At 44.0% G+C, this 22,053-nt stretch carries 17 protein-coding genes and 1 tRNA gene; 13 read left to right on the top strand and 5 right to left on the bottom strand.

Translation table 11 applies throughout. The annotated features are described in order from the left end of the window. Positions 1–214 precede the first annotated feature (214 nt). The gene (locus PseudUWO310_RS12125; protein ID WP_009626569.1) at positions 215–526 is read left to right on the top strand and encodes an NIL domain-containing protein; all 312 of its coding nucleotides are present in this window, start codon (positions 215–217) and stop codon (positions 524–526) included. Positions 527–1,087: 561 nt separating this feature from the next. On the opposite strand, the gene PseudUWO310_RS12120 is transcribed toward PseudUWO310_RS12125, so the two are convergent. Continuing rightward, the gene (locus PseudUWO310_RS12120) at positions 1,088–1,729 is read right to left on the bottom strand and encodes a peroxiredoxin (protein WP_009628741.1); all 642 of its coding nucleotides are present in this window, start codon (positions 1,727–1,729) and stop codon (positions 1,088–1,090) included. A gap of 477 nt (positions 1,730–2,206) precedes the next feature. On the opposite strand from PseudUWO310_RS12120, the gene PseudUWO310_RS12115 reads away from it, so the two are divergent. After that, positions 2,207–2,288 (top strand) — tRNA-Leu (locus tag PseudUWO310_RS12115). A gap of 44 nt (positions 2,289–2,332) precedes the next feature. On the opposite strand, the gene PseudUWO310_RS12110 is transcribed toward PseudUWO310_RS12115, so the two are convergent. Together PseudUWO310_RS12110 and ftsH are read right to left on the bottom strand one after the other, a co-directional pair. Further along, entirely contained in the window at positions 2,333–3,010 is a 678-nt protein-coding gene (locus tag PseudUWO310_RS12110) for an SAM-dependent methyltransferase (protein ID WP_142601574.1), read from the bottom strand. A 448-nt stretch (positions 3,011–3,458) separates the two neighbouring features. Further along, a complete protein-coding gene (ftsH, locus tag PseudUWO310_RS12100) occupies positions 3,459–5,330 on the bottom strand; it encodes an ATP-dependent zinc metalloprotease FtsH (protein WP_142601572.1) in 1,872 nt (623 codons plus the stop codon). A gap of 426 nt (positions 5,331–5,756) precedes the next feature. Here ftsH and PseudUWO310_RS12095 point away from each other — a divergent pair, with 426 nt between their 5' ends. From PseudUWO310_RS12095 to uvrC, 8 genes are all read left to right on the top strand, one after another. After that, a complete protein-coding gene (locus PseudUWO310_RS12095) occupies positions 5,757–6,722 on the top strand; it encodes a DUF362 domain-containing protein (protein WP_142601569.1) in 966 nt (321 codons plus the stop codon). Next, positions 6,709–7,110: a response regulator gene (locus PseudUWO310_RS12090; RefSeq protein WP_142601567.1), complete on the top strand. Its 402-nt coding sequence runs from the start codon at positions 6,709–6,711 to the stop codon at positions 7,108–7,110. Before PseudUWO310_RS12095 ends, PseudUWO310_RS12090 begins: the two co-directional genes overlap by 14 nt. Before the next feature lie 444 nt (positions 7,111–7,554). Next, on the top strand, positions 7,555–8,565 hold the full coding sequence (gene hemH / locus PseudUWO310_RS12085) for a ferrochelatase (protein ID WP_142601565.1): 1,011 nt from the start codon (positions 7,555–7,557) through the stop codon (positions 8,563–8,565). 481 nt (positions 8,566–9,046) lie between these two features. After that, the gene (locus tag PseudUWO310_RS12080) at positions 9,047–10,111 is read left to right on the top strand and encodes a D-alanine--D-alanine ligase family protein (protein WP_142601563.1); all 1,065 of its coding nucleotides are present in this window, start codon (positions 9,047–9,049) and stop codon (positions 10,109–10,111) included. Further along, a complete protein-coding gene (locus PseudUWO310_RS12075; RefSeq protein ID WP_142601561.1) occupies positions 10,104–10,487 on the top strand; it encodes a type II toxin-antitoxin system HigA family antitoxin in 384 nt (127 codons plus the stop codon). The genes PseudUWO310_RS12080 and PseudUWO310_RS12075 overlap by 8 nt, the downstream gene beginning before the upstream one ends. A 543-nt stretch (positions 10,488–11,030) precedes the next feature. After that, the gene (locus PseudUWO310_RS12070; protein WP_142601558.1) at positions 11,031–11,792 is read left to right on the top strand and encodes an acetate/propionate family kinase; all 762 of its coding nucleotides are present in this window, start codon (positions 11,031–11,033) and stop codon (positions 11,790–11,792) included. Between the two features lie 202 nt (positions 11,793–11,994). Next, positions 11,995–12,660, top strand: a complete 666-nt coding sequence (locus PseudUWO310_RS12065) for a DUF4033 domain-containing protein (protein ID WP_142601556.1) — start codon at positions 11,995–11,997, stop codon at positions 12,658–12,660. A 253-nt stretch (positions 12,661–12,913) separates the two neighbouring features. Then, positions 12,914–14,821, top strand: a complete 1,908-nt coding sequence (gene uvrC / locus PseudUWO310_RS12060; RefSeq protein ID WP_263363429.1) for an excinuclease ABC subunit UvrC — start codon at positions 12,914–12,916, stop codon at positions 14,819–14,821. Between the two features lie 41 nt (positions 14,822–14,862). Here the strand turns inward: uvrC and PseudUWO310_RS12055 are convergent, their stop codons facing one another. Next, positions 14,863–16,110 (bottom strand): hybrid sensor histidine kinase/response regulator, encoded by a 1,248-nt coding sequence (locus PseudUWO310_RS12055; protein ID WP_142601551.1) that lies wholly within the window; start codon positions 16,108–16,110, stop codon positions 14,863–14,865. 491 nt (positions 16,111–16,601) lie between these two features. Here PseudUWO310_RS12055 and ispF point away from each other — a divergent pair, with 491 nt between their 5' ends. Both ispF and PseudUWO310_RS12045 read left to right on the top strand, forming a co-directional pair. After that, positions 16,602–17,078, top strand: a complete 477-nt coding sequence (ispF, locus tag PseudUWO310_RS12050; RefSeq protein ID WP_009626623.1) for a 2-C-methyl-D-erythritol 2,4-cyclodiphosphate synthase — start codon at positions 16,602–16,604, stop codon at positions 17,076–17,078. 315 nt (positions 17,079–17,393) lie between these two features. After that, positions 17,394–19,139 (top strand): ABC transporter substrate-binding protein, encoded by a 1,746-nt coding sequence (locus PseudUWO310_RS12045; protein WP_223805639.1) that lies wholly within the window; start codon positions 17,394–17,396, stop codon positions 19,137–19,139. A gap of 182 nt (positions 19,140–19,321) precedes the next feature. Here the strand turns inward: PseudUWO310_RS12045 and PseudUWO310_RS12040 are convergent, their stop codons facing one another. Beyond that, on the bottom strand, positions 19,322–20,509 hold the full coding sequence (locus PseudUWO310_RS12040; RefSeq protein WP_142601546.1) for a HEAT repeat domain-containing protein: 1,188 nt from the start codon (positions 20,507–20,509) through the stop codon (positions 19,322–19,324). 396 nt (positions 20,510–20,905) lie between these two features. On the opposite strand from PseudUWO310_RS12040, the gene PseudUWO310_RS12035 reads away from it, so the two are divergent. Then, positions 20,906–21,895, top strand: coding sequence for a permease (locus PseudUWO310_RS12035; RefSeq protein ID WP_009626626.1), 990 nt, complete (start codon positions 20,906–20,908; stop codon positions 21,893–21,895). The last annotated feature ends 158 nt before the right edge of the window (positions 21,896–22,053 follow it).

The following is a 22,053-nucleotide window of genomic DNA, read 5'->3' as shown; positions in this document are numbered from 1 at the left end:
CTAGATAAGTAACTAGGCGCAATTAAATATAAGACCAAAAAATCTGTAACCTAATCTCAGTAAGTGCTACAGGTTTTAACGTTATTCTTTAATTAGGCGCAGCTACTCAGATCTCTTTATAAATTTAGTGACCTAAGTCACTTCCAGTCCTTTAAAACTTTAGCTATGATAATAAATGTCAAAACATTAAGACATTTGCACTGGAGATATTTCAATGCTAGCGGCGGAATGCATCGATTCCAGAGCTACTGTAAATACAGAGGAAAAGCGACGAACGACAACACGCATCGCTATGCGCGTTCCGAGAAGTTGCTTCGGAGAACCTATTATCTCCCGCCTCTCATGTGAACATGGGCTAATTGTGACCATTATTGCTGCTCTCCTTGGCGAAAACCCAGAAGATGACGGCTGGTTCACTCTAGAACTAACTGGAACAACTCAACAGATCCAAAGTGGAATTATTTATCTAGAAGAGCTAGATTTAGAAATTTGGGATAAAACGGCTGTCGAAGACGAAAGCTGGTAAACATTAAAAAAAGATAAAGCAGGCTAAGCCTGCTTTATCTTTTTTTATGGGAACCGTTAAAGCGATCGGAATATAAAGAAAGAGAATGGCTTTAAATGCTAGCTTTTCTTTCTTGAATTTAAGTTTGTCTTTATTATCTTCAATATCTTTATTAAGTAGCTAGGCATAAGTAAACTTAAAATCTAGAAGAGCATACCGCCCGCTGTGCGGGCGGTATGCTCTTTGGTTTTGATTTTTAATTATGCCGAACTACTTAAGTAATACCAATTCACAGAAGTGTTGTCTCACTTCAGTGAATTAAAAAACAAACCCCGTAAGGTTTTGAGATTCCAAAAATGGCGTTGCCATTTTTGGAATTGGTATAACGTGAGTTCGGGATAATTTGAAACTGGCTTTGAGAAAGGGTTTGCTATGCAAACCCTTTCTCAAAGCTCAAAAGTAAAAGCCTTGCCTAGCAAGGCTTTTACTTTTGAGCTTTGAGAATTTGTCAGTTTTTTGTCCTCGCCGAAGGCGGGGACAAAAAACTCTGTACCTCGCTTGCTTGAAAAGCGCTATATAGGTTTACTTGTTAGGCTGAGGAGTCAGGCGCAAGTAGGGCTTAACAGGATTGAAACCTTTAGGGAATTTCTCTTTAGCGGCTTCATCGGAAACAGAAGGAACGATAATCACATCATCACCATCTTTCCAGTTTGCAGGTGTGGCAACACTGTAGTTATCGGTCAGTTGCAAGGAATCGACTACACGTAAAATTTCATCAAAATTACGACCCGTGCTAGCAGGATAGGTCAAGGTAAGACGAAGTTTTTTGTTGGGATCGATGATAAAAACCGATCGCACCGTTAGGGTATTACCAGTTGCCGAATTAGGATGAATCATGCCATAGAGGTCTGAAACTTTGCGATCTTCATCAGCAATAATCGGATAATTAAGGGTTGTATTTTGAGTTTCCTCAATGTCACCTACCCAGCCTTTATGGGATTCAACGCCATCAACGCTCAAGGCAATAGCTTTGATATTACGCTTATCAAATTCGCCTTTTAGTTTAGCCACAGTGCCTAACTCAGTAGTGCAAACTGGGGTAAAGTCTTTGGGGTGAGAGAACAAAATTGCCCAGCTATCGCCGATCCACTCATGAAAGTTAATATTGCCTTCGGTGGAGTCTTGAGTAAAATCGGGTACGGTATCGCCTAAACGCAGTGTCATATTTTTATTTCTTGTTTGAGTTCAGTCTTCTTGGCTACAAATCTAAGATACAAGATTATTGACAAAATCGCTAGCCCTATAGAGCGGTATTCCCATCGCTTTAGTGTAGATTGTATCGTATAACTCCAATCCCCAAAGATAATACCAATTCACGAAAGTGTGACAACACTTTTGTGAATTAAACGCCAAACCCAGTAAGGTTTTGAGATTCCCAAAATGGCGTTGCCATTTTGGGAATTGGTATAAGTGGTGGCGCAATGCGCCACCACTTATCTTTGGGGCTGGGCGTTAACACTTTAGCAATAACTATTTTGAGTAATTTTGGCTTTTTTAGTTTTGCTGATTGACATTGTGCGATCTTTACAGGAAACTAAGTAACTGCGAGTTAGAAAGTAGGTGCTTGTAACACGCTAGCTAAGAGCCCAGCTTTAAACGTAAAGTTAATCACAGGGCACAAAAGGCGCAAAAACACCAGTTGCGGAACTGGCGGAATTGGTAGACGCGCATGTTTCAGGTACATGTGTTGAAAGACTTGGGGGTTCAAGTCCCCCGTTCCGCATAAATAGTCAAAAAACAGTAAAAAGGCTCGCAATGCGAGCCTTTTTACTGTCGAAATACAATCGCTTGATTTCCATTCTTTTGAAATTCATAGCTTACTTGAATAATTTCGGAGCTAATACCTTCTTTGGCTAAGATGGGACATATTTCATCAATATAAGGCGATCGCGCTTGGGCGAGGGTTAACAATGGAAAAATCCGTACTTCTTCGGCAATGCGACATAGTTCGCGGATCGAGTCTAAATGGAATTCAAAGCTGAGGTGATCGGAATATAGAAATAGCAAGTGCGAGCATAGGGCAAGCTGAAATTGATTGTCTCGAAAATCTAGTTTTGGGAGTTCGGCATTAAGATATCTGCCTTCCGACTTGCCGCGCTCGAAATCCGCCAGAAAGAAAGCGATCGCTTTTTCCCGATTAGCCCGTAAATCTTCAGGAGATTTATGATAATTCCATGTCCAATTATTAGGGGTGTTACGCACCTGCTCAATGATGCCATCGATGCAAGCATCAAAGCGGCTTTTAATTTCTGCCCCCGTAAATTGATAAATGGGATCGATCGATGTGACTTGATACCCTGCGGCGGTCATCTCCGCATTAAAGCTTGCGGGTCCATCACCGATACCTATTATCGTTTTTGCGCGATCGCTTTCGGTAAGCGCAAACATCAACTCATATTCCGCTTTTGCACGCCCAAAAGGAACGATTTTATCTAAGATCATCATGATTTATTGCCAAGATATGATTTTGTCTAATTTTATCTTGGTGCTTTCCGCCAACCACTAGCGATCGCCTCAGATTCTGTGCAAAACCATTTTTCTCCCTTACCTACATCAATGTTGGTTGTAAGTAGCTAGGCATAATTCAAAACCAAAACCAGAGAGCGTACCGCCCGCTACGCGGGCGGTACGCTCTTCTAGGTTTTAAGTTTACTTATACCTAGCCACTTAGCATAACGTGAGTTCGGGATAATTTGAAACTGGCTTGGAGAAAGGTTTTGCTACGCAAACCCTTTCTCCAAGCCCAAAAGTAAAAGCCTTGCTACGCAAGGCTTTTACTTTTGGGCTTTCAAAATTTGCCAGCTTAACCCGAACTGACGTTATCTAAACAAAAATGCAGACATTACTTTGTAATGTCTGCATTTTTTGAAAAATTAGGGTATACCTTCAAACTTTAGAGAGCAGCAGCTAGCTTCAATTCATTGGTTTCTAAAATTTGTTGCAGCTCTTCAGCATCAACAGTCTCGCGTTCGATGAGATCGTGGGCAATCTTATCGAGAACGTGACGATTGTCAACGAGAAGCTGTTTGGCGCGACGGTAAGCATCGCTGACCAAAATTCCCACTTCCTCATCAATAGTTGCGGCGGTTTCTTCGGAGAAGTCACGCTCGGCAGCAATGTCACGACCGAGGAACATATTGCCATTGGAACGACCGAGGGCAACGGGACCAAGTTTCTCGCTCATACCGAAACGCATTACCATTTGACGGGCAACTGAGGCTACTTCTTGAAGATCGCTGGATGCACCTGTGGTCACTTCCTCTTCACCAAAGACGATTTCTTCAGCGATGCGACCACCGAGGGCAACTGCCATTCGATTTTGCAAATAAGCGCGGCTTTGCATTCTCTCTTCAGTTGGCAAGAACCATGTCAAACCACCAGCGCGTCCGCGAGGAATGATGGTTACCTTTTGGATGGCATCAAAGTCGGGCATCAAAGCACCTACGAGGGCATGCCCTGCTTCATGGTAGGCAACTAATTCTTTGCGCTTTTCGCTCATGACACGATCTTTCTTTTCAGGACCAACCAAGACGCGATCAACGGCATCATTGATTTCATCCATCGAGATTTCGGTTAAGTTGCGACGGGCGGCAAGAATTGCGGCTTCATTTAATAGGTTAGAAAGATCCGCGCCTGTGAATCCGGGAGTGCGACGGGCAATCTTTTCAAGATCGACATCCTTTGATAGAGTCTTGCCACGTGCGTGGACTCCAAGGATTTCGAGACGACCTGCGAAGTCTGGGCGATCGACAACCACTTGGCGATCGAAACGACCTGGACGTAGTAGTGCAGCATCAAGTACATCGGGGCGATTAGTTGCGGCGACAATGATGATACCTGTATTGCCTTCAAACCCGTCCATTTCGGTGAGTAATTGGTTCAAGGTTTGTTCGCGTTCATCGTTACCACCACCGAGCCCAGCACCACGCTGACGACCGACGGCATCAATTTCATCGATGAAAACAATACAAGGGGCATTGGCTTTGGCTTGCTCGAATAGGTCGCGGACGCGGGATGCACCGACCCCGACGAACATTTCTACGAACTCTGAACCAGAAATACTGAAGAAAGGAACACCAGCTTCACCTGCAACAGCACGGGCTAGTAAGGTTTTACCAGTTCCAGGAGGACCAACGAGCAATACTCCCTTAGGAATTTTTGCGCCAACCGCCGTAAAGCGATCGGGATTTTTGAGGAAGTCTACAACTTCGGTAAGTTCAAATTTGGCTTGCTCGATACCAGCCACATCGGTGAAGGTGACTTGGGTTTGAGGCTCCATCTGCACGCGGGCGCGGGACTTGCCAAAGTTCATGGCTTGGTTGCCAGGACCTGCTTGGGCGCGACGTAGTAGGAAGAATAGTCCGACTAAAAGCAAAATTGGCAAAATCAAGCTACTCAGGGTTTGCACCAATGCGCCATCGGTGCGACGGGGAGCAACATCTAGTTCGACGTTGTTGTCTCTAAGGGTTTTAATAAATTCAGGATCGTTAGGGAGATTGACGCGAACCTTACGCTTGCCTTCGGGTCCTCCAGGAACAGTTGCTTCGGCAAAGGTGCGATCGGGACTGAGGGTTACTCTAGAAACACCTGCGGGTTTCTTTCGGACTTCTTCGAGTAACTTGCTATAGCGCCATTCTCCTTGAGCGGCGGGTTGACTATCGAGCAGGGTTGTCCCCAAGGTAATAACGACAATGCCTAGCAGTGCGTATAAACCAAAATTTTTCCACTTTTTATTATTATTGTCGTTTTTATTATTGCTTTTCACTACTACTGCTCCATCGATAGAGTTGTTCTTAGACGATCTTGCCAAGAACGAATGATTTAATTAACCAATCTTAACGTAAGTAGCCTAGGATCTGTAGAAGCACCCCCATAATCCGTCTTTAGATCGATAGTTTAGCGATCGCCCCTTTAATAACTCTATAGCTGCTGCCAGTTTTGTTAGGACAAAATAAAAACCCCAAAGAGAGTTGCCGCGCTCTGCGCGGCAACTCTCTTTGGGGTTTGATGTCCTGATCCAGTTGGCGGCAGCTATAATACCAATTCACGAAAGTATGACAACACTTTTATGAATTAAAAACCATACCCAGTAAGGTTTTTCAAGTTAAGAAATGGCTACACCATTTCTTAACTTGGTATTAGGTTATATTTTTAAGTAGTTTGCTGACCTACTCACCTTCTAGAAACATTCATGAAACCAACTGTCAGTCTTTTACATGCTTCTAGCTATGAAACTACGTCACTAATGCGATCGCTAGAAGCAGTACTTGCACCCCTAGGAGGTATGTCCAGCATCGTCAAAGCAGGCGATCGCGTTCTCCTCAAGCCCAACTTGCTTACAGGCTCCCGTCCTACCAAGGAATGCACCACTCGTCCAGAATTAGTGTATTGTGTTGCCAAAATGGTACAGGATGCTGGGGGCAAGCCATTTTTAGGTGATAGCCCTGCCTTTGGGAGTGCGAAGGGAATTGCCAAGGCGAATGGTCTATTTCCCCTTGCCGAAGAACTAGGTCTTCCCATTATTGAATTTCACGGTAAACGTTACGAAACTGAAGGAGAAGGGGAACTGCACCATTTACGTCTCAGTAAAGAAGCGATGGATGCGGATGTGGTGATTAATTTGCCCAAGGTTAAATCGCATATGCAACTCACCCTCACCCTTGGCGTTAAAAATCTCTTTGGTTGCGTTCCTGGCAAAATGAAGGCTTGGTGGCATATGGAAGCAGGCAAAGATGTGGAAAGATTTGCCCAAATGCTGATTGAGACGGCAAGAGCGATCGCTCCTGAACTTACCATTCTAGACGGTATCGTCGGACATGAGGGCAATGGTCCTAGTACGGGCGAACCAAAAGAATTAGGTGTTTTAGCCGCTTCTTGTGATGTATTTGCCCTCGATCGCGTTATGGTGGAGATCCTTGGCGTTAACCCCCTCGATGTGCCCACGGTTGCGGCTGCTATTCGCACGGGACTTTGTAGCGATCTGGAGGCAATTGACATCATTGGCGATCCGATCGCTCAATTGCGCAGTCCTGATTGGAAACTCCCCGAAACCATGATGGCGATCGACTTTGGAATGCCCAGAGTTTTGCGATCGACCTTTAAACATCTCTATATCAAGTTCATTCAAGAACCGCTCAGTACCTATGCTCGCACCTAACCGCTCGCCACTGATTTTAGTGGTCGAAGATGCCCCTGACAACCAAGTTTTGGTGGAGCAGGTGTTTCAAGATTCAGGCTACCAAGTAACTTGCATCCAAGATGGTCAAGCAGCTTTAGATTGGCTAGAAACAAATCATCCCGATCTCATTTTGCTCGATCTTTCTTTGCCAGAGATCGATGGATGGGAAGTGGCAAGACAACTCAAGGCAAGCGATCGCACAGCCAAAATTCCGATCATTGCGGTCACTGCCCATGCGATGAAGGGAGATAAGGAATCAGCGATCGCCTCTGGTTGTGATGATTATCTGACAAAGCCTTTGGATATAGATTTACTTGAAGCCTGCGTCAAACTGTGGCTAGATAAGCAATGCGAGGAATATTTATAGTTTTTATTAGCCTACTTTAAAGCCCAGTAGCCAAAAATAAAAGCTTATACTTATATGTAGCTTAGCCTAATATTTAGACTGGGCTTTCAAACCAATTTTAAATTTAATTTTTAAATTTAATTTTTAAATTTATTTAATAAATTTTATCTATATCATTCACAATCATTTACATCATTTGCGATTTTTATCGTTTGTTTTTATTGTTTGTTAGCTTTGAGCTTTGCTCATTTCAACTCTAAACAAACTTGTCCATCTTAAAAATCCAGAAAAAATCTAAAAAACTTGCCATCTTTTAGAAATTTATATCGTTCATGTCCCGCTCGTATCGCCTTCTTATCAATAGTTATTGTTCCGTTATTATTCAGTTTTGAGCCTTAACGCTAACTATCGATAGTTTATTTAAAACTAATAATTATTAATTTATCAAATTTAGGAAACTGTTTTATGTCTGGTCGTGTTGGAGTACTACTGTTAAATTTAGGAGGCCCTGAAAAGTTAGAAGATGTCTACCTTTTCTTGTATAACCTCTTCGCCGATCCAGAAATCATTCGTCTGCCATTCCCCTTTCTGCAAAAGCCGATCGCCTCTCTAATTGCGGCAAGTCGTGCGCCCATCAGCCAAGAAAATTACCGCGTGATCGGCGGTGGTTCGCCTCTGCGCCAGATTACCAGAGAGCAAGGTGAAAACATTGAGAACGTTTTACAACGTCACGGTGTGGATGCCAAAGTCTACGTTGCTATGCGCTACTGGCATCCTTACACTGAAGAGGCGATCGCTCAGATCAAGCAAGACGGCATTACTCGCCTCGTCGTCTTGCCGCTCTATCCTCAATATTCCATTAGCACCAGTGGATCGAGTATCAAGAAACTGGAGGAGATCTGGGAGAATGACCCTGAACTACAAGCGATCGAGAAGATTACGATCAAGTCTTGGTACGATCGGGCTGGCTATATTCGTGCCATGAACGAGCTCATTGATGCTAAATTACAAAGTTTTGCTGAACCTGAGAATGTGCATATTTTCTTTAGTGCCCACGGTGTGCCCGTAAAATATGTAACTAAATATGGCGATCCCTATCAGTCAGAAATGGAAAACTGTGTCGATGGGATCATGAAAGCGCTCCGTCGTGATTACCATCGCTACAATGCCCACACCCTCGCCTATCAAAGTCGTGTCGGGCCCGTAGAGTGGCTGCAACCCTATACGGAGGAAGCAATTAAGAATCTGGCTAAGCGCGGTATTAACGATCTTTTGGTCGTCCCGATTAGTTTTGTATCGGAACATATTGAGACTTTGCAGGAAATTGACATTGAATATCGAGAAGTCGCTGAAGAAGCTGGCATTCACAATTTCGATCGCGTTCCTGCCTTAAACAGTCATCCTATATTTATCAACGATCTAGCCGAACTGGTAATGGAATCTCTGGGTACTAAAACAAAGGCGATCGCAGCTTAAAAAAAAAGTAAGTTCGAGATAATTTGAAACGGGGTTAGAGAAAGGGTTTGCGTAGCAAACCCTTTCTCTAACCCCAAACGTAAAAGCCTTGCTTAGCAAGGCTTTTACGTTTGGGATTTTAAAATTTGCTAACTTAACCCGAACTGACATTGCTCAGTTAACGTTGGCTAGGTGGAACATTTTTATCTGCAAGGGTCTTGTACCAATTACCAAAATGGCGTTGCCATTTTGGTAATCTCAAAACCTTACTGGGTTTGGTTTTTAATCCACTGAAGTGTTGTCTCACTTCGGTGAATTGATATTATAGCTGTCGCCAAGTCTAGGACATAAACCCCAAGAATTGATTGGCGGCGCGAAGCGCCGCCAATCAATTCTTGGGGTTTGATTTGTCCTAAGTCAAGTGACTATAGCTATAGCTACTCAATAAGGTAAAGTATTCAGTACTAAAAGTTTGCGATTAATTTGGTGAGGGTGTTTACTAATGGCGGGTATGCAAGATTTGGCGGTAAAGTCTCCTCTTTATGTCGGCTTGTTATTTGGCGGACAGTCGGGCGAACATGATGTATCGATTACATCGGCAAGAGCGATCGCCTCAGCCCTCAACCAAAATTCCCGCTATCAGGTTCAACCCTTCTACATTCAACGGGACGGCACATGGCGCAGTCCCGATATATCGCAGCAGGTTTTAGATTCTGGCAAAGGTTTGCAGGATTCAGAATTATTAACGGATGCGGCTTTTTTCTTGCCTACGGAAGTGCAAAAAGTCGATCTATGGTTTCCCGTATTGCATGGACCGAATGGGGAAGATGGAACAGTGCAAGGGCTATTGCAATTGATGCATAAGCCCTATGTTGGTAATGGCGTGCTTGCCTCGTCGGTGGGCATGGATAAAATTGCGATGAAGGCGATCTTTGCGAATGCGGGCTTGCCTCAGGTTAAATATGTGGCGCTGAACCGCTGGCAATGGCAGCAGGACGAGCAATCATGGAGCGAGCATATCGAGGCGACTCTTGGCTATCCCTGTTTTGTGAAGCCTTCTAATCTAGGATCGTCGGTGGGGATTTCTAAAGTACGCGATCGCCAACAGTTAAAAGAAGCGATCGCTAGGGCGACCAGTTACGATCCGCGCATCATCATCGAGCAGGGCGTAACGGCTCGCGAGATCGAATGTGCGGTGCTTGGTAACGAACAACCCCAAGCTTCGGCGATCGGTGAAATTACTTTCACGAGTGATTTCTACGATTACGAAACCAAGTACACCGCAGGTAAGGCAGATTTAATTATTCCGAGCAAGTTACCAGACAATGTAACTCAAGCAGTGCAATCAATGGCGGTAAAAGCTTTTCAGACTGTGGCTGGTTCAGGTTTAGCCAGAGTTGACTTTTTCTATGTCGAAGCAACGGGAACGGTATTAATCAATGAAATCAATACTTTTCCTGGATTCACATCCCTCAGCATGTATCCCAAATTATGGGAGTACTCAGGAATTCCGTTTACGCAACTATGCGATCGGCTTGTTGAGTTAGCATTAGAGAAACATGTATAACAATGGAGCATTAGCCAACATTCAAATACAAGGCGTTACTACAGAAGAAGAAAACGATCGCGCTTTAAGCATTGTAGAAAGTCTGCTAGCTGAAGAAAATCTATCTCCAGAGAAAGAACAGATACTACGTCTTCTAGTAACACTGATTGAGAAATTTGAAGATGAACATTATCAGTTAGCGGCTTCAACACCTCATTCGATCTTGTTACATTTAATGGAAGAAAGAGGACTGCGACAAGCTGACCTTGTAGGTGTGATTGGCTCTCGTGGTGTGGTTTCTGAGGTTGTTAACGATAAAAGAACTATTAGTAAAGGGCAAGCGAAGTCACTTGGTGAATTCTTCCATGTCGATCCCAGTTTGTTTGTTGATTTATAGTTACTAATTTTAGATTGTCAGTCAAAATCAAACATTAATTTTAAAATCAAACAATTCTCTTGAAAAATCAAAATATTATGACTATCTTTTTTATATGTAGTAACGGAATATCTGCTTAGGACATAGACCTGAAAGGCAAGTGGTGGCTGCACTTCTCATCACCATTTCCCTTTTGGGTTGTGATTAGTCCTAGCTATTTTTTTGTTGCTATAATGACAAATGTTTGATTTGCTCAAAAATGTTTGATTTTGTTTTAAATATATACATTGAATCTATTAACTTTTAGCTAGAATTAATATGTATTACTAAAATTAAGAATAGGGGGTTCCTGTTATCTCTAAGCGATCATTAAAAGCATCAGCAGCAGGTATCAAGCAGGCTAAAAAGCGGTTTGCTCATAAAGGTTGGACGCAAGATTATCTTGCCGAGGAAGTAGGTATCAAAACAAGGCAGCCGATTTGGCGTTTTTTTGCAGGGAAGCCTGTTGATCGATACGTATTTTTTGAAATTTGTGCAAGGCTTGATTTAGATTGGGAGGAGATTGTGGTCAAGCCACTCTTAGAGGAAGACGATGACATGACCGATGATAAACCTCAAACTGCTTCTCCTATTGCTAATCTAGCTACTACTATCTCTACCCTCTCTAGTAGTCCTATAGAAGTGGATAAGCGACATTATGGACTAAATGAAAGCATTCACTATTATTGCGCTCAGCGCTCCGCTGAAGTCTTAAAGCGAGATATTAGAGAATTACGACTGATTACTTGTAATTTGGATAGTGGTTGTTCTCTTGCCGCCATTCATAATGGTCAGATTATCGATACGGCGACTGGATTTACCCCTTTAGAAGGTTTGATGATCGACTATAGCTCTGGCTCAATTGATACTGATGTTTTGAATGAGATGATGCGACAGGACAATGATCCTCAATCTTCATCCAATCAAGAAGCAGACAGGGAATCGAGTTTAGTTACTACTTCTACGAAATCTGACAATCCAAAATCTGTGGCATCTGTGATCGATACAGAGCGCTCTAGAGCAAAACAAGCCTTAGATATATACATTCATCGGTTGAGATCTTGCCTTGGTTCTATGCTGATGAGTCTAGGTGGTATGGATGCAATCGTGTTTACGTCGGAATTAAGTGAGAATTCGGAGATTGTCCGCGAACTTATTTGTCAATCCTTGGGATTTCTGGGATTAAAACTTAACTTAAAACAAAATCAAAACGATCCTGTTGACGAAGACATTGCCACAACTAGTTCTAAAGTGCGCGTGTTGGTGATTAATCCCCAAGAAGTTTAAGCGATCGCTCTAACCCCTTGGCATAATTTGAATGCTTAAGGAGATTTAATCTATCCCCATTGCTCTATCAAGCGATCGCTAAGTCATAAGACGTTTGAGATAGGACTAGCTCCACCATTCACACCATTCATAGGATCCATATGATTGCAAATTCAGTTAAAATCGTTACAGCAAATATTGGTAGTCTGATTTAACTGAATCTATGCAGCCTAAAGCCCTACAAACCATTGTCAGAGATGAATACAATGACAATTTTATAGATCGCATGTTTATCTGGCTGTTTTCTCGGAAAATGTCAGAAGCTTTAGGCAAAGGGACGAAAATAGGGGGCTACGAGGGTTTTGTCGAGCTATCAAAACAAATTATGCAGGGACGTAATGCCCAAGAACAGCAGCTCCTAGTTGCTAAAGTCTTGCAATCTTTAGTACCTGCGCCAGCGCTCTGGGCAATCCGTACTTTTTTCTCTCCGACAAGGCTTGTATGTGTTCTCAATGCATGGTTTGCGGCGCAAATGTTTGAGTGGTTAGTTGGTCCCTGCGAGGTTATTGAAGCCGAGATCAATTTGGAAGATGGAACCCTGCGATCGCAACCATCGGCAGTTCATATTAAAAAATGTCGCTATCTGGTTGATAGTGGCTGTGTGGGCATGTGCGTCAATATGTGTAAAGTACCCACGCAAGTATTTTTTACCGAGAAGTTTGGAATTCCACTCACCATGACCCCCAACTTTGAAGACCTCAGTTGCAAAATGATCTTTGGACAAATGCCCACCGATCCAGAACTGGATGAAGCCTTTACGCAGCCATGCTTAGCGCACCAATGCCCAACAGCAAGCTTGGCAGCATCTGCTTGTCCAAAATTAGCCTGAAGCTAGCCTGACTTTTAGTTAGTAATTTTGGCGATCGCCTAATCATCATAATTAAAACCCAAGAAGAGAAGGCGGCGCTTCGCGCCGCTTTCTCTTCTTATTACCAAGTTAAGAAATGGCGTAGCCATTTCTTAACTTAAAAACCCTTACTAGGTTTAGTTTTTAATTCACAAAAGTGTTGTCACACTTTCGTGAATTGGTATTAGGTAAACGAATGGCGACAGCGATATAAGGATTTGATATGATTGGATTTATGACTGATCCACTATTGCAAAATCCTGAAAAACTACAGGCGCGATTAAAGGAAATCCCTTTGGAAGCAGGGGTTTATTTTATGCGCGATCGCCAAGATGGGGTGATCTATATTGGCAAATCCAAAGCCCTCCGTAATCGAGTGCGATCGTATTTTCGCAGTAGTCAGGACTTATCGCCGCGCATCGCTATGATGGTGCAGTTAGTACATGAAATCGAATTTATTGTTACTGACTCCGAAGCCGAAGCCCTTGCCCTCGAAGCCAATCTAATTAAGCAATATCAACCCTATTACAACGTTCTTCTCAAAGACGATAAGAAATATCCTTACGTTTGTATCACTTGGTCGGAAGATTATCCACGCATTTTTATTACGCGCAAACGGAGGATGGGCGGCACAAAGGATAAGTACTATGGTCCCTACGTGGATGTATTTAATCTCAAACGTACTTTAGGAATTATCAAACGCGCTTTTCCCTTACGGCAAAGACCTGTGCCCATGTTTAAGGATCGTCCTTGCCTGAACTATGACATGGGCTTATGTCCTGGAGTATGTCAGGAAAAGATTTCACCAGCGGATTATCAGAAGATCGTCATGCGAGTGGCGATGATCTTTCAGGGGCGGTCGAGTGAGTTGGTCGAATCCTTTACCGCAAAGATGGAAACTGCTGCCGCAGATTTGGAATTTGAGAAGGCTGCCGATCTCCGCGATCGCATTCAAGTGTTGAAAAATTTAGGAGCCGATCAGAAAGTATCGCTGCCCGATGATACGGTTTCCCGCGATGCGATCGCCCTTGCCTACGACGCTCAACATACCTGCATCCAGCTTTTTCAGATTAGGGCTGGACGCTTAGTGGGACGTTTGGCTTTTGTCGCGGATAGTCAGAGTGATACCCCCGAAGCGATCTTGCAACGGACTTTAGAGGCTCACTATCAAAATTGTGATTCCGTAGAAATTCCCAATGAAGTCCATACCCAATTGGAACTTCCCGAAGTCGAAATCTTGCAGTCATGGCTGAGCGATCGCAAGGGGCGTAAAGTGGCGATCGCCACCCCCCAACGCCAGCTTAAAGCCGAACTCATCGAGATGGTAGAACGCAATGCCCAATATGAATTAGCCCGAATCCAAAAACAAAGCGATCGCAATTTACAAGGATTAGAAGACCTTGCGGAAATTCTCAATCTAGATAGTCTTCCCCATCGGATTGAAGGCTATGATATTTCCCACATTCAAGGCTCGGATGCCGTAGCGAGTCAAGTGGTATTTATTGACGGCATTCCCGCCAAACAGCATTATCGTCACTACAAAATCCGCAATCCCGATATTCAAACGGGGCATTCCGACGACTTCGCCAGTCTGGCAGAAGTTATCGCCCGAAGATTTAAAAATCACGCCAATTACCAATCCCCAATTCCCAATTCCCCAATTCCCAATTCCCCAATTCCCAATTCCCCAGAAGATGATTTACCCGATGTCGTCATGATTGATGGCGGAAAAGGACAGCTTTCATCGGTGATGAAAATCATTGATAAATTAGGGTTACGCGATCGCCTTACGGTCATTAGCCTTGCCAAAAAACGGGAAGAGATCTTCTTACCCGAACAGTCGGAGCCATTGATTGGCGGCGATCCAGAACGGGCTGGGGTACAGGTGTTACGAAGATTGCGCGATGAGGCTCACCGCTTTGCGATTACATTTCACCGCAAAAAACGTACCCAGAGGATGCAGCGATCACATCTCGATCAGATTACAGGTTTAGGACATCATCGCCAGAAAGTATTGCTGGAGAAGTTTCATTCCGTTGAATATATTCGCCAAGCCACCGTCGAGCAGATCGCAGAAACAGAAGGAATTGGCAAAAAATTAGCCCAACATATTTACGAGCACTTCCACCCCTCCACTAACTAATACCAATTCCCAAAATGGCGTTGCCATTTTGGGAATTGGCATTAACTATTTATCGGTAAGGTAAACCAAAAACGAGAACCCACATTTGGTTCGCCGATTACACCGATCGCACCACCATGAGCTTGCACGATCTGGCGGCAAATATACAGCCCTAACCCTAGACTGAGCGATCGCCGATGCAATTTATTCTGGGTTTTACCTTGAGTATAGAGATCGAAAAGATTTTTGCTTTGTTCACTAGTCATCCCCACCCCATTATCAGCAACCGTACAAAGCATATGAGGGGATAGAACGCTATATTCAATCCCCTCATATATAGAATTAAAAGATATTTCCACGGAAATAGTCAGCTTAAGGCTAGGTGGATTATGTTTAATGGCATTAGCCAGTAAGTTTTGAAAAACCCTACAGGTATGCGATGGATCGACTAAAGCCAAGGGCAAGTCCTGCGGAATCTGTAAGATTACCTCAGCATCTTCCTGCTCTAACAGTGGTTGCAGATCGGCAACGGCTGCTTGAATAATTGTGGCGATCGCCACTGGTTCTGGATGAATTGACATTCCATGCACATCATTTACATGGGACTCTAGTAATGAATTAATTAGGGCTAACTGGCGATCGCCACTTTGGCGCATTCGCTCTAGGGTAGTTCGGGGCAATGGAATATTTGCTTCGGTAGAATCTGTAGTCTTAGCCAAATTATTCAATACCATTAGCAGACCTGTGACTGGATTGCGCAGGTCATGGGAAACAGCATGGAGAAAAATTGTTAAAGCGTCTTGGGCGCGTTTGCGTTCGGCGATCTCCGCCTGTAGCTCTAGATTTTGGATCTCGATCATTTGCTGTTGCTTCGCGATCGTTAAATGGGTGCGAATCCTTACTAAAACCTCTTCATGTTCAAAGGGCTTAGTTACATAGTCCACAGCCCCCAAGGATAACCCCCGTACTTTATCTACTGTTTCCGAAAGAGCTGTCATAAACACGATCGGAATTTTGGCAGTCTCAGGATTCGTTTTCAGTCGATTGCAAGTCTCAAACCCGTCAATACCAGGCATCATGACATCTAACAAAATCAGGTCGGGCTTAATATAGTCAATCTGTTCGATCGCACTTTCGCCATCAGTTGCGACTAATACCCGCAATCCTACATCCCGCAATAAATTGACCAGTACGCTCAAATTTGTGGGATTGTCATCGACAACTAATACGCAACCATCTAGGGTGTGACACAAATTGGAGATTGCAAAGGGTTTGTCTGTAGTCTTATTGCTTGGCAGGCGATGGCTCATAAGGGTAATTTGAAACTAAGCTAGATTATGGCAGCTATAAAACTAATTGAGAATAGGGCATATTGGTGATTTGTCAAAACTGGGAACCTTAAATAATTCCTCAATCTCGCAATCTCGTAATGAAATTTTTGTCTAGGACATAAACCCCAAAAGACCAGTGGCGGCGTTTCACGCCGCCACTGGTCTTTTAGATCTCGACGCTTCTCTTCTGGTTCTCTTCTTGTCCTCTTCTGGGGAGGATAAGCGACGACAACCATAAAAATAACGTCAAAAATAACGTCAAAAATAACGTCATTTCGGGTTAAGTTGGCAAATTTTAAAAGCCCAAAAGTAAAAGCTTTGCATAGCAAAGCTTTTACTTTTGGGCTTGGAGAAAGGGTTTGCGTAGCAAACCCTCTCTCCAAGCTCGTTGCAAAGTATCCCGAACTCACGTTAAAAATAGGTTTAAAAATAGGTTTAAGATTGTAGTTAGTAAGCCAAATAAATTATTTATGAATATCCGCATTGGTAATGGTTATGACCTGCATCGACTCGTTAGCGATCGCCGTTTGATCCTTGGAGGGGTCGAAATTCCTTACGAAAAAGGGTTGTTGGGACATAGCGATGCCGATGTATTGACCCATGCGATCATGGATGCCATGTTGGGAGCGCTTGCCCTTGGGGATATTGGACATTATTTTCCCCCCTCCGATCCGCAATGGGCGGGAGCCGATAGCATTATGTTATTACAACAGGTTCAGGAACTGATTGGGGCGCAGGGCTGGCGGGTGAATAACTTAGATGCCATGGTAATTGCAGAAGCCCCAAAGCTCAAGCCCCATATTAAGGCGATGCGCGATCGCCTATCCCAAGCCATGAATTTACCGATCGACTGCGTTAGCGTCAAGGCAACCACCAATGAGGGCATGGATGCGATCGGTCAAAAAGAGGCGATCGCCGTTCATGCTGTAGTTTTGCTGGTGCAATAGAGAGTTGAGCCGCTTTGCGGCTCAACTCTCTATTGCACTTTGGCTTTGTCCTAACGACTATAGCTATACTTAATAATTAAATCCCAAAGGATTAATACCAATTCCCAAAATGGCGTTGCCATTTTGAGAATCTCAAAACCTTACTGGGTTTGGTGTTTAATTCACAAAAGTATTGTCACACTTTCGTGAATTGGTATAAGAAATATCTGAATTAAAGAGTTTAAGAAATAGAGGGCAAGAGCGATCGTGAGAAGAAGTCAAAAACAAACCAAAGTTAAACCATGGAAAGCAGTTCTAGTACTACTATTAATTAGTATGTGTTCGCTGTTACTTTGGGGTTGTGCGATCGAACCAGAAGCGCTCAAAAATCGGTTGGTAGTTCCCCTTGATAGTGATATCAAAACCTTTAATCCCGTTTTGTACAATGATGCCTATAGTGCGATCGCCATTGGCTACACCCTCACTGGACTAATCTCTGAGAATCAAATCACTTCAGAAGTCGAACCAGAACTAGCCGAAAAATGGGAATTTCAACAGGATGGCAAGCAACTTATCTTTACTCTGCGCCCGAACCTGAAATGGTCAGATGGTGAGCCTTTAACCGTTGATGATGTTCTATTTACCTATCAAGATATTCTCTTTAATGAAAAGATTCCCTCTGGTAGCAGAGATGTATTGCGCGTGGGGCAATCGGGAACCCTACCCAAAGTGGAAAAACTTGACGATCGCCGAGTTTCCTTTTTGCTGAGTGAATCCTTCGCCCCAGCTCTCCGCACCATTGGCGGGATTGGCATTTTACCCAAACATGTGTTTGCGCCCACCCTCATTGAAAATCCGAATAGTAAAAAACTAAAGTTCTTAGAAACATGGACTCTCAATACGCCCGTTAATCAACTGGTGGGCAGTGGCGCTTATATTATCCAAGAATATCGTCCTTCCGAACGCATCATCTACAAACCCAATCCTTACTATTGGAAAAAGGGAACTCCCAATATCGAAAAATTTGTAATGCAGATTGTGGAATCTCCCGATACGGCGCTACTCAGGTTTCGCTCGCGGGAGTTAGATATGTATCGCTTGCGGGGGGAAGATTTCCAATTGCTCAAACGTTTTGAAAAACGTGATAACTACAAAATCTACAATGCTGGTCCCGCAACAGGGCAAGCATTTATCATGTTCAACTTGAATAAAGGAAAAAATCCAAAAACCAACGAGCCTTTTGTCGATCCCATTAAATCTAAGTGGTTCAATGATGTGAACTTTCGGCGGGCTGTCGCCTATGCCCTCAACCGTGAAGCCATGATTACCAACCTATCACGCGGGCTAGCTCAAACCCAAAATTCACCGATATCTATTCCTAGTCCCTATTTTTTGCCGCCCGAAAAAGGGCTTAAGGTTTACGATTATCAGCCCGAAAAATCCAAGGAAATTCTCTTGCAAGCTGGATATAAATACAGCAATGATGGCAAGAGCAATGATAGCAATTCCGCACCACAATTGCTAGATCCTCAAAATAATCCCGTTCGATTTACGCTGATGGCTCCTGCGGGCGGTCGCGTATTATTAGGAGCGCAAATTAAAAGCGATCTAGAAAAGATCGGCATGAAAATTGATTTTAATCCCGTTGACTTTCGGATTATTACCGATAAATTGGATAACTCGAAACAATGGGATGCCACTCTACTGGGCTTTACAGGGGGTGCGGAACCAAATAGTGCGATTAATCTTTGGGCAACCGATGGGGATTCGCATATGTTTAACAAAGGTCCTGTAGGTGATGAGAAGCCTTTTGAGGGAAGGGAAGTGGCGGATTGGGAAAAGAAAATCCATAGTCTCATGATTCAAGGCGCACAGGAACTTGATGAGGTTAAACGGAAAGCCATCTATGCTGAATATCAGCAATTAGTGCAAGAACAACTACCCTTAATCCATTTAACGGTTCCCCTCTATCTGGTTGCGGTACGCGATCGCGTTGAGAACGTTCAACCATCCTCACTGGCGGGAAGCACAGGCGTATCGGGGGCGTTATGGAATGTGGAACAGTTAAAACTGAAATCATGAGCTATAGCTGTCGCCAAATATATTAGGACATAAGCCCCAAGAATTGAGTGGCGGCGCGAAGCGCCGCCACTCAATTCTTGGGGTTTGTCCTCATTCAAGTGACTGCAACTATAGAGAGAGTAACGCCCGCTGCGCGGGCGTTACTCTCTCTATAGTTGCAGCGCGAAGCGCTGTAACTATTTCTAGCCTTGGATAGTGGTAAAGTCTGATTCGTCCCCAAAATCTCTGATATTCGACACGGAATAATTGGGGATAGATACGCTGTGCTTTAGATTGTGCAAAACTTCCTGTGCTTCGGGAGAATTAATCTGTGCTAAGGCTCTCAAAATCGCACTGCGAACTGAGCGATCGCGATCCTTAAGGGCTTGAGAAAGATAGAACACAGCATCATGGGAACCAATTTCCCCTAGGGCAAGCGCTGCATCACAACGCACATAGGCGTATTCATCATCACGGAGCACTTGGGCAAGGAGGGGCACAACTTCCTCCATGCCAATTTGCCCTAAGGTACGGGCGGCTACGCTGCGGGTATGGCTAGCATGATTATTGAGCATTCTTGCTACGGGAGCGATCGCGGGGACACCGATATTTTTGAGAGCCTGTACTGCTTGAGATTGAACGCTAATATCATTGTCCGTCAGCAAACTGGCTAGGGAATTGGCGGATAATGGTGATTTGATCTGTCCGAGCGCCCAAGCTGCCTCAAAACGAACCGATTTACTACCATGCTCCAGTGCGGTAATGAGGGTAGTGACGGCGAGGGGCGAACTAATTTGTCCGAGGGAATGGGCGGCATGGACTTTAACCATATCATCACTATGTTTTAAAGCCTCCACGAGGGGGGATACCGCAGGTAAACTGGCGCGACCGAGAGCCTTTGCTACGGCGGCTTGAACTTGAATGGAGGGGTGACGTAGCAACTGGATCAAGGCACTAATCGCCTCGTTACTACCAATCCAACTCAGCGCCGCGGCAGCTTGCCAATGTATTTGCCGATGGGGATTTTTGGTGGCGGCGATCAGGGGCGCGATCGCCTGTGGCGATCGCAAATATCCTAAGGCGATCGCTGCTTTTTTAGAAATAGCAACCTCATCACTATCAAGACGCTCTAGTAAGGCGGGCAGTACATTATCCCGACAACGAATCAGCTTTTGCAAAGCGATCGAAAATTGATCGGAACGCGCCGCCGCATCAAACTCAGCCAAAATTGCTGATTCTCCCCCCAGTTCAGGCGCAGACATGACATATCGATCTTCAGGCAATGCATACCCTGGAGACACAGGAATCCGATAATCTTCCAGCTTCGGTGGGTTGATTTTAGAAGCATTGGGGATTTTTGGGGCGGGTAATTGCGGATCTTGTGCGGTCATAGCGGCTGTCCTATTAAGCATCCTATTAAGCATTAGTCATGATTAGTACATGGTTTAGTCCCGTCACCCATTGCAGCAAAGCTAAGTTTAACTGCATTAACATTACATTTTACGAGAAGAGTTCCCAAAAATTCTAAACTCTAGGGGGATTTGCCCATTAATATGTCCTTAAATTATAGATAGGATCTATGCAGCACTTAGATTTGAACCACAATGTGTAGTTTTAGGAGCTTGCGAAAGTAGCATAGTGAAGCCGCTAAAACACCTATAATTAATAAGCTTAAAATTAGCCTATTAAGTTAAGTGGGCTTAGTTAAATATAAAACCCTAAAACCTGCGGCGCACGCTGCGCGTGCGCCGCAGGTTTTAGATCTGGGACTAGGAATCTGCGCAACTATGAACCAAATTCTCAGCGCCTTTACTTTGTTTTTGAGTCTCCTTGTTGAGGCCATGCCATTTTTGTTGATGGGGGTTTTGTTATCTGGAGCTTTATTAATATTTGTCGATGAGCGCAAACTAATTGCAATTCTGCCCAAAAATCCATTTTTAGGTGCATTAGCGGGTAGCGCCTTAGGATTTATGTTTCCTGTATGCGAATGCGGCAATGTGCCCGTGGCGCGGCGGCTGATTTCTCAGGGCGCACCGATCTCCGTTGCGGTCAGCTTTTTGTTAGCGGCTCCCACGATCAATCCTGTGGTGATTTGGTCGACTTGGACGGCTTTTCGCGATCAGCCTGAAATTGCGGTACTTCGCATTGTGTTATCTTTCGCGATCGCTACAATTGTTTCGATGGTATTTAGTACCCAAAAAGATCTGCGAGCCATCCTACAACCCAATATTGCGATCGCGTTGCCATCTCCGAAAGTGAAGGTGGGAGCTGTGCCTGTGGGAACATTTTTCTTAGGTGAAGATCGCAGTCAGTCCCTAGATTTGGCGAGTTATGTTGCTGCTAGTAATCAAGTCGTAACCAAATCTTTGCCCGATCGCCTAAATCTCCTTTTAGATAATACTCTTGCCGAAATGCGGGAGTTAGGAGCCATCCTCATCATGGGCAGTGCGATCGCTGCGATCATTCAGGTCTGGGTTCCTCGCGATATTATTCTCAATTTGGGACAGGGACCTGTAAGCTCGATTGTGGCGATGATGATTTTGGCGGCGATCGTTTCGATCTGTTCGACGGTAGACTCGTTTTTTGCGCTGTCCTTTGCCTCCACCTTTACGGGTGGGTCGCTGTTATCATTTCTCGTTTTTGGCCCCACGATCGATCTCAAAGCGATCGGTTTAATTCTCACAATTTTCAAAAAACGAGCCGTGATCTATATGTTTTTACTCACGGCCCAACTTACATTTTTAAGCTGTTTGTTTATCAATTTTCAGATTGGTTAAATCGCTGATCGAGCCTCTCTTTTTACTTCCTTTTTCACTCTAGCAGATTCTTCCAATTTTTTAAGCGATCGCTAAAATAGCGATCGCACTTTTTTTAAGTCAGCATATCGACTAAATCTTTGAATAAAAGTTTAGATGCTTTAGCTATAGCCGTCATT

The sequence above is a fragment of the Pseudanabaena sp. UWO310 genome (genome assembly GCF_006861605.1).
Classification (GTDB): domain Bacteria; phylum Cyanobacteriota; class Cyanobacteriia; order Pseudanabaenales; family Pseudanabaenaceae; genus Pseudanabaena.
Note: the sequence above shows the minus strand (reverse complement) of the source record. Positions and strands in the feature narration are given on the sequence as shown.

What these genes read in the sequence shown, in the direction of transcription:
- PseudUWO310_RS12065 (WP_142601556.1), top strand. Translation starts at nt 11,995, where the DNA reads ATGCAGCCTAAAGCCCTACAAACCATTGTCAGAGATGAATACAATGAC.
- PseudUWO310_RS12055 (WP_142601551.1), bottom strand. Translation starts at nt 16,110, where the DNA reads ATGAGCCATCGCCTGCCAAGCAATAAGACTACAGACAAACCCTTTGCA.
- PseudUWO310_RS12080 (WP_142601563.1), top strand. Translation starts at nt 9,047, where the DNA reads ATGGCGGGTATGCAAGATTTGGCGGTAAAGTCTCCTCTTTATGTCGGC.
- PseudUWO310_RS12095 (WP_142601569.1), top strand. Translation starts at nt 5,757, where the DNA reads ATGAAACCAACTGTCAGTCTTTTACATGCTTCTAGCTATGAAACTACG.
- uvrC (WP_263363429.1), top strand. Translation starts at nt 12,914, where the DNA reads ATGACTGATCCACTATTGCAAAATCCTGAAAAACTACAGGCGCGATTA.
- PseudUWO310_RS12090 (WP_142601567.1), top strand. Translation starts at nt 6,709, where the DNA reads ATGCTCGCACCTAACCGCTCGCCACTGATTTTAGTGGTCGAAGATGCC.
- PseudUWO310_RS12120 (WP_009628741.1), bottom strand. Translation starts at nt 1,729, where the DNA reads ATGACACTGCGTTTAGGCGATACCGTACCCGATTTTACTCAAGACTCC.
- hemH (WP_142601565.1), top strand. Translation starts at nt 7,555, where the DNA reads ATGTCTGGTCGTGTTGGAGTACTACTGTTAAATTTAGGAGGCCCTGAA.
- PseudUWO310_RS12035 (WP_009626626.1), top strand. Translation starts at nt 20,906, where the DNA reads ATGAACCAAATTCTCAGCGCCTTTACTTTGTTTTTGAGTCTCCTTGTT.
- PseudUWO310_RS12040 (WP_142601546.1), bottom strand. Translation starts at nt 20,509, where the DNA reads ATGACCGCACAAGATCCGCAATTACCCGCCCCAAAAATCCCCAATGCT.
- PseudUWO310_RS12110 (WP_142601574.1), bottom strand. Translation starts at nt 3,010, where the DNA reads ATGATGATCTTAGATAAAATCGTTCCTTTTGGGCGTGCAAAAGCGGAA.
- ispF (WP_009626623.1), top strand. Translation starts at nt 16,602, where the DNA reads ATGAATATCCGCATTGGTAATGGTTATGACCTGCATCGACTCGTTAGC.
- PseudUWO310_RS12075 (WP_142601561.1), top strand. Translation starts at nt 10,104, where the DNA reads ATGTATAACAATGGAGCATTAGCCAACATTCAAATACAAGGCGTTACT.
- PseudUWO310_RS12125 (WP_009626569.1), top strand. Translation starts at nt 215, where the DNA reads ATGCTAGCGGCGGAATGCATCGATTCCAGAGCTACTGTAAATACAGAG.
- PseudUWO310_RS12045 (WP_223805639.1), top strand. Translation starts at nt 17,394, where the DNA reads ATGTGTTCGCTGTTACTTTGGGGTTGTGCGATCGAACCAGAAGCGCTC.